At 79.6% G+C, this 6,478-nt stretch carries 6 protein-coding genes and 1 pseudogene; 2 read left to right on the plus strand and 5 right to left on the minus strand.

From position 1 onward, the window contains the following. Together FA014_RS20185 and FA014_RS16980 are read left to right on the plus strand one after the other, a co-directional pair. Positions 1 to 1,062 (plus strand): annotated as a pseudogene (locus FA014_RS20185) (DUF1349 domain-containing protein); the annotation flags it as partial. Between the two features lie 31 nt (positions 1,063 to 1,093). After that, positions 1,094 to 1,840, plus strand: coding sequence for a class I SAM-dependent methyltransferase (locus FA014_RS16980; protein ID WP_230323311.1), 747 nt, complete (start codon positions 1,094 to 1,096; stop codon positions 1,838 to 1,840). Between the two features lie 20 nt (positions 1,841 to 1,860). Here FA014_RS16980 and FA014_RS16985 read toward each other — a convergent pair whose 3' ends face one another. The 5 genes from FA014_RS16985 to FA014_RS17005 all read right to left on the minus strand — a co-directional run bounded on the left by FA014_RS16985 (position 1,861) and on the right by FA014_RS17005 (position 6,286). Then, the gene (locus tag FA014_RS16985; RefSeq protein WP_154730822.1) at positions 1,861 to 2,598 is read right to left on the minus strand and encodes a DinB family protein; all 738 of its coding nucleotides are present in this window, start codon (positions 2,596 to 2,598) and stop codon (positions 1,861 to 1,863) included. Positions 2,599 to 2,734: 136 nt separating this feature from the next. Next, the gene (locus tag FA014_RS16990; RefSeq protein ID WP_154730823.1) at positions 2,735 to 3,547 is read right to left on the minus strand and encodes an alpha/beta fold hydrolase; all 813 of its coding nucleotides are present in this window, start codon (positions 3,545 to 3,547) and stop codon (positions 2,735 to 2,737) included. An 80-nt stretch (positions 3,548 to 3,627) separates the two neighbouring features. Next, positions 3,628 to 4,659: an NAD(P)/FAD-dependent oxidoreductase gene (locus FA014_RS16995; protein ID WP_154730824.1), complete on the minus strand. Its 1,032-nt coding sequence runs from the start codon at positions 4,657 to 4,659 to the stop codon at positions 3,628 to 3,630. Next, positions 4,656 to 5,201, minus strand: coding sequence for an isoprenylcysteine carboxyl methyltransferase family protein (locus tag FA014_RS17000; RefSeq protein ID WP_154730826.1), 546 nt, complete (start codon positions 5,199 to 5,201; stop codon positions 4,656 to 4,658). Before FA014_RS17000 ends, FA014_RS16995 begins: the two co-directional genes overlap by 4 nt. 5 nt (positions 5,202 to 5,206) lie before the next feature. Further along, entirely contained in the window at positions 5,207 to 6,286 is a 1,080-nt protein-coding gene (locus FA014_RS17005; RefSeq protein WP_154730825.1) for a type III polyketide synthase, read from the minus strand. Between the last annotated feature and the right edge of the window lie 192 nt (positions 6,287 to 6,478).

Raw genomic sequence — 6,478 nt, forward strand, 5'->3', positions numbered from 1 at the left:
GAGGCGGTCGTGCGCCTCCCGGGGCGGCCGGACGAGGTCGTCGGGTTCGGCCTGGGCCGGGCGGGCTCGGCCGGAGGCTCGGCGGCCTCGGCCGGCCCGGCGGGGACGCGGGGCGCCGCGCGGCCGGGCAGCGGCGTGACCGCCGTCGTCGACCCGGCGGCGGGCGAGCTCGTGGTGCGGTCCGGGTCGGCGCGCGCCGCCGTCCCGCTGCCCCCCGGCGTCGACTGGGGGACGTGGCACGCGGTCGTCCTCGAGGTGGAGGGCCGGCTCGCCCGGGCCGAGGTCAGCCAGGCGCGGCTCGGCGACCCGCTCGCCGAGGTGGTGCTCGAGCTGCCGCAGCGGCTGCGGCCGGGCAGCGCCGGCGCGGTCGCGCGGACCTCCGGGGTGCACGTGGACGACCTGAGCGCGGTGCCGCTGGCCCAGCGGGTCACCGACGTCGAGCCGCTGCCCGTACCGGGCGACCTGGTGGACGACGTGACGTTCGACGGGGACCTGGGCCCCGGCTGGACCACGGTGCGGGACCCGCAGGTCACCGTCGCGGACGGTGCGCTCGTGTGGCCGGTCGAGCAGGCCGACCTGACCGGTACCGGGAACGACGCGGGGCTGCTGCTCCGGGACGTCCCCGACGGCGACTGGACCGCCGAGACCGTGGTGTCCGTCGACCTCGGCACCGACGACGTGCGCAACTACCAGCAGGCGGGGCTGGTGGCCTACGCCGACGACGACCTGTTCGCCCGGCTGTCGCACGTCGCGATCTGGAACACCCGGCAGACCGAGTTCGGCCACGAGCGGCCGTACGCGGGGCGGCTGTCGTACGGCGGGACGATCGTCGGCCCGCCCGCGGACACCACGTGGCTGCGGCTCGTGCACCGGACCGACGCCGCGGGCGAGCACGAGGTGCGCGCGCTGACCAGCACCGACGGCACGACCTGGGTCGCCGGCGGCGTGTGGACGTTCCCGGTGGGCACGGACCTGCGCGTCGGGCTGGTGGCGCACGGCTGGGACGGGGTCGCGCCCCGGGCCACGGCGCGGTTCGACCACCTGCGGGTCTGGGCGGACTGAGCCGGCCGGCGCGCGGGGGAGACTGGGGGACGTGCACGACGACCCCTGGACCGCGCTCGCCGGCGACTGGGCCGCGTCCTGGGGCGGCGTCGCCCGCCCGGCCCGCGCGGCGCTGCTGGACGCGACCGGGGCCGGCCCCGGCACCCGGCTTCTCGACGTCGGCTGCGGCACCGGTGAGCTGCTCGCCGAGGCGGCGGCCCGGGGCGTGACGGCGGCGGGCGCGGACGTCGCGCCGGGCATGGTCGCCCGGGCCCGGCGGGCCGCACCCGCGGCGGACGTCCGGGTCGCGGACGCCGAGGACCTGCCCTGGCCGGACGGCGCGTTCGGTGTCGTCGCCGCCGTGAACGTCCTGCACCTGGCCGACGACCCCGCCGCGGCGGTCGCGGAGGCGAGCCGGGTGCTGGCGCCGGGCGGGCTGCTCGCGGTCGGCGGCTGGGCGGAGCGGGACCGGTGCGAGCTCGACGTCGTCGACGCCGCGCTGGCCGCCGACGACGGCGAGGAGCCCGGGCCCGAGGAGCCGCTGCGCCGGGAGGGGCCGGTGCGCGCGCTGCTCGCGGGGGCGGGGCTCGTCGTCGAGCACGTGGCGCTCGTCGACACGCCGTGGACCGCGCCGGACGAGCCGGCGCTCGTGCGGGGGCTGCTGCTCGGCGAGGACGCCGCCGGGATCGCGGAGCGCGGGCCGGTCGTCGTCGCGGCAGCCGAGCGGTTCCGGCGGAGCGACGGGTCGTACCGGTTCCGGAACGCATTCCGGCTCGTGGTGGCCCGGCGCCCGGCGTGACCCCGCCACCCCCGCCGGGGTCAGCGGATCGCGTCGAGGTCGCGGAGGGCGTACCGGTGGTGCTCCCACTCCTCCTCGAGGATCGTGTGCAGGCAGGACAGCACCGTCTCCGGGTGCTCGGGCGCCCACGGGTTCGGCCGGGTCCCGGCCAGGTCCGCCGGCGTGACGGCCGCCAGGTAGTCGCGCACCATCGCGACCCGCCCCTCCCGCACCGCCAGCACCTCGTCCCAGGCGGGCGCGCCGGCCGAGAACACCGAGGGGTCGTGGCCGTCCGCCGCGTACTCGACGTTCGGCTGCCCGATGGGGTGGTACGGCCGCTCGACGCCGAGCACCGCACCGCGCAGCCACGTGTCCGTCGCCATGACCAGGTGCCGCACGGTCTGCGCGAACGACCACTCGCCGTCGACCTGGACGTCCACGGTGCCCGCCGGCAGCGCCGCGACGCGCTCCAGCGTGGCGGCCCAGGTCGCCTCGACCGCGGCCCACGCCCGCCGCAGGCCGTCCGGGTCGGTGGCGCGCCGCTCGGACCGCCCCGGGAACCGGAGGTCGAGCGCGGCGTCCACCAGGGGCGCCACGTCGACCCCGTTGACCAGGAGGGAGCCTCCGTCGAGCAACCAGGGCGCGTCGATGTCGGCACCGTCGATCTCGACGCCGCGCATGACGACACCCGACAGGTCGGCGCGGATCAGCCGGGCGCCGCGCAGGTCGGCCTCGACGAGGGTGGCCCCGCGCAGGTCGTGCGGATCGGTCGCGGTCATGGTCGTCCCCCCAGGTGCGGCTCGCCGGGCCACCAGTCAAGCCCGGCGCCGGCGCGCACGCCAGACCCGGCACCGGACCGGACCGGGCCGGGCCCGGCCGGGCAGGGCCGGGACGGCGTCGCGCCCCGCGCGCCGGTCAGCCGCCCGCGTGCGCGCGCAGGAACGCCCGCACCGCGGCGGCCGCCTCGGCGCTGTCCAGGTGCAGCCCGTGCCGCGCCCCCGGCACGGCGACGAGCCGCGCCCCGGGGACCTCGGCCGCCAGCCGCTCCGCCGACGCGAGCGCCGCCAGCCGGTCCTCGGTCCCGTGCACGACGAGCGTCGGGGCGGCCACCCGTCCGAGGACGTCCAGCGCGGCGTGCTCCGTGCTCGCCCGGTACAGGGCCCGGAGGGTGGGCCGGTCGGCGTCGAGCGCGAAGAACGCCCGCACCTCCTCGGGGTGCGCGGCCGCCCAGGCGTCGTCGAAGAACAGCCGGGTGCGCGCCGTCCCGTCGCCGCCGAGCAGCAGCCGGTGCGCCGCGGCGTCCCGGGGCACGCCGTCGCCCGGGCCCGCGCTGGTCGCCAGCAGCACGAGCGACGCCACCCGCTCCGGGGCGTCGACCGCGAGCCACTGCGCGATCTTGCCGCCCATCGAGTGCCCCACGACCTGCACCCGCGCCACCCCGGCGGCGTCGAGCACCGCCCGGACGTCCCGGGCCAGGTCGCGCGTCGTGAGGCCGTCCGGGACGCGGCCGCCCGGACCGGGCGCGGTGCCCGCGACGCCGCGCTGCTCGGTGCGCAGGACGCGGAACTCCGTCGCCAGGTCGGCGGCCACCCGGTCCCAGCCGGCCACGGCGGTCGCCTGGCCCTGGAGGAGCAGCACCGGGCTGCCGGCCCCCTGGTCGCGCCACCGCAGCGGGGTGCCGTCGTCGGCCGTGGCGGTCCGGGTCGTGTCCGGGAGCGAGCGGGTCACCCGCGCGACGGTAGCCGAGCCGTGCGCGCCCGGTCGGCGGAGGGGGGGCGGCCGGTGCGCCCGGCCGTGCCCGCGGGCCGTCAGCGCGCCAGGCGCTCGACCGCCCCGGCGAACACCGGGGGCAGGCGCACCGCCGCGGGGACGAGGGCGCGGCGCAGCGGGGAGGTCGCGACGGCCACCAGCGTCGAGGTCAGCAGCCGGTAGTCCCGGGTCGCGGCCGCCCACGCCCGCTCGTACCCCGCGGGGTCGTCGAGGTGCGCGACGGCCGCGACGGCCTGCGCGAACCCGAGCCGCAGCCCCTCGCCGGTGAGCGCGTCGACGTACCCCGACGCGTCGCCGACCAGCAGCACCCGCCCGGCGGTCCGCGCGCGGGTGCGCTGCCGGAGCGGGCCGGCGCCGCGGTCGGCGGCGTCGACCGGGGCGCCCGCCAGCCGGTCGGCGAGGGCGGGCATGGCGGCCAGCTCGGCGTCGACGTCGACCGGCGCGGGCCCGAGCAGGGCCACGCCGACGAGCCCGGGACCCACCGGGGTCACGTACGCCTCGGCGCTGCGGCCCCAGTGCACCTCGACGAGGTCCGTCCACGGGGCGACCCGGTAGTGCCGCCGGACGCCGAACCGGCGGGCGGCCCCGCCCCGTGGCCCGGCCTCGAGACCCGCGAGCCGCCGGACCGCGGAGTGCAGCCCGTCGCACCCGAGCAGCCACCGCGCCCGCACCCCGGCCGCCGTCACCCCGGCGCCGTCCTGGGCCAGCTCGCCGACCCGGGCGGCCAGCCGCTCGACCCCCGCCTCCCGGGCCCGCTCCGCGAGCGCCGCGTGCAGCACCGTCCGGCGCACCCCGCGGCCCGGCGCGCCGGCGAACCGGTGCTCGGCCCGGAGGTCGTCCCGCACGTACGCGATCCCCGCGAGCGGCCGCCCCGCGGGGTCGACGTCCCACCGGCGGAGCAGGTCGACGGCCCGGGGCATCAGGCCCTCCCCGCACGCCTTGTCCACGGGGGTGCCGCGGGGCTCGACGACCAGCGCGGACAGCCCGGCGCGGCGCGCCTCCAGGGCGGCCGCCAGCCCGACCGGCCCGCCGCCGACGACCAGCACGTCGACGTCGGGGGAGCCGGTCACCGCCCCGGCGCGGGCACGGCGCCGGCGCCCCCGCCCGCCGCGCGCAGCGCGCGCTCCTCCGCGGGGATCCGGAACCCGAGCAGCAGGACGGCGTTCAGCACGGTGAAGGCGAGCGCGGTCACCCAGGCGGTGTGCACCAGCGGCAGCGCGATGCCCTCGACGACGACCGCGACGTAGTTCGGGTGCGGGATCCACCGGTACGGACCGCGGTCGACCAGGGGCAGGCCGGGCACGACGATGACGCGGGTGTTCCACCGCGGTCCGAGCGTCGCGATGCACCACCACCGCAGCGCCTGGCTCGCCAGCACGAGCACCAGCGCGGGCCAGCCGAGCCAGGGCAGGAACGGCCGGTCGGCCAGGTGCGCCTCCAGCACGCAGGCGAGGAGCAGGCCCGTGTGCAGCGCGACCATCGGCGGGAAGTGCCCGCGCCCGGACTCGACGCCGCCCCGGGCGGAGGACCAGCGGGCGTTCCGGGCGGAGACGACGAGCTCGACGAGCCGCTCGACCGCCGTGAGCGCGACCAGGACGTCGAACCACGCCAGCGAGCTCACGACGCCGCCCCCGGCCAGCGCAGCGCGACCAGCTCGGCGCCGACCCCGGGCCCGAAGGCCAGGACGGCGCCGAGGGCGCCCGGGTCGGGCGGGGGTCCCGCGAGCACGTCGGCCAGCACGTGCAGCACCGCGGCCGACGACAGGTTGCCCGCGCGGGCGAGGACGGCGCGCGACCCGGCGAGCGCCGCCGGGCCGAGCCCGAGCGCGTCGGCGACCGCGTCCAGGATCTTCGGCCCGCCCGGGTGCACGACCCAGCGGGCGACGTCCGCGACGTCCGCGCCGAGGGGCGCGAGCAGGGCCGCGACGTCCTCGGCGGCGTGCGCGGCCACGGTGTCCGCCATCCCGCCGGACAGCACGATGCGGAACCCCGACGCGCCCACCTGCCACCCGAGGTCGTGCTCCGTCCCCGGGTAGAGGGCGCTCCGGGTGCCGGCCACGGCCGGGCCGTCCAGCCCGAGGGCCGCCGCACGCCGGTCGCCGACCAGCACCGCAGCCGCCGCGCCGTCGCCGAACAGCCCGCTGGCGACCAGGTTCGCGGTCGAGTCGTCGTCGTGCTGCAGCGTGAGGGAGCACAGCTCGACCGACAGCAGCACCGCGAGCTCGTCGGGGTGCCCCGCCAGGTGGTCGTCGACCCGGGCGAGGCCCGCCGCCCCGCCGGCGCAGCCCAGGCCGAAGCTCGGGACCCGCCGCACGTCGGGCCGCAGCCCGAGCCGCGCGACGAGGAGCGCGTCGAGCGAGGGTGCCGAGACGCCGGTGACGGTGGTGAAGAACACGTGGTCGACGTCCGCGGGCCGCAGCCCGACCGCGCCCAGCGCCTCGGTGACGGCGCGCGCGGCGAGCTCCAGGCCCTCGCGCAGGAACACGTCGTTCGTCTCGCCGAACGACGTCAGGCCCGCGTACTTCTCCAGCGGCAGCACCGTGTGCCGGGTGTCGATCCCGCTCGACGCGTGCACCCGCTCCAGCAGGGTGCGCCGCCGGGGGTCCCGGGTCACCAGCCCCGCCACCTCCGCGGTGATCTCGGCCTGGGGGTAGACGTGCTCGGGGAGCACGGGGGCGACGGCCGCGATGCGGGACATGGCACGATGCTGCACTCCGTCCCTCGCGGCCGCGACCGGTCGGGCCGGGCGGGCCGTCCGGGGGCCCGGCGCGCGGGTCACCCCTGCACGACCAGCAGCACGACCGCGACGGCGGCGACGGCCATCGCGGCCCCGAACGGCCACCGGCTGGCGGGCCGCGCGAGGCCCACGGCGGCACCCGACGCGGCGAGC

The organism is Cellulomonas hominis, from assembly GCF_005239125.1.
Taxonomy (GTDB): Bacteria; Actinomycetota; Actinomycetes; order Actinomycetales; family Cellulomonadaceae; genus Cellulomonas; species Cellulomonas hominis_A.

Coding starts and splice junctions, on each gene's coding strand:
- FA014_RS16985 (WP_154730822.1), bottom strand. CDS start 2,598: ATGACCGCGACCGATCCGCACGACCTGCGCGGGGCCACCCTCGTCGAG.
- FA014_RS17005 (WP_154730825.1), bottom strand. CDS start 6,286: ATGTCCCGCATCGCGGCCGTCGCCCCCGTGCTCCCCGAGCACGTCTAC.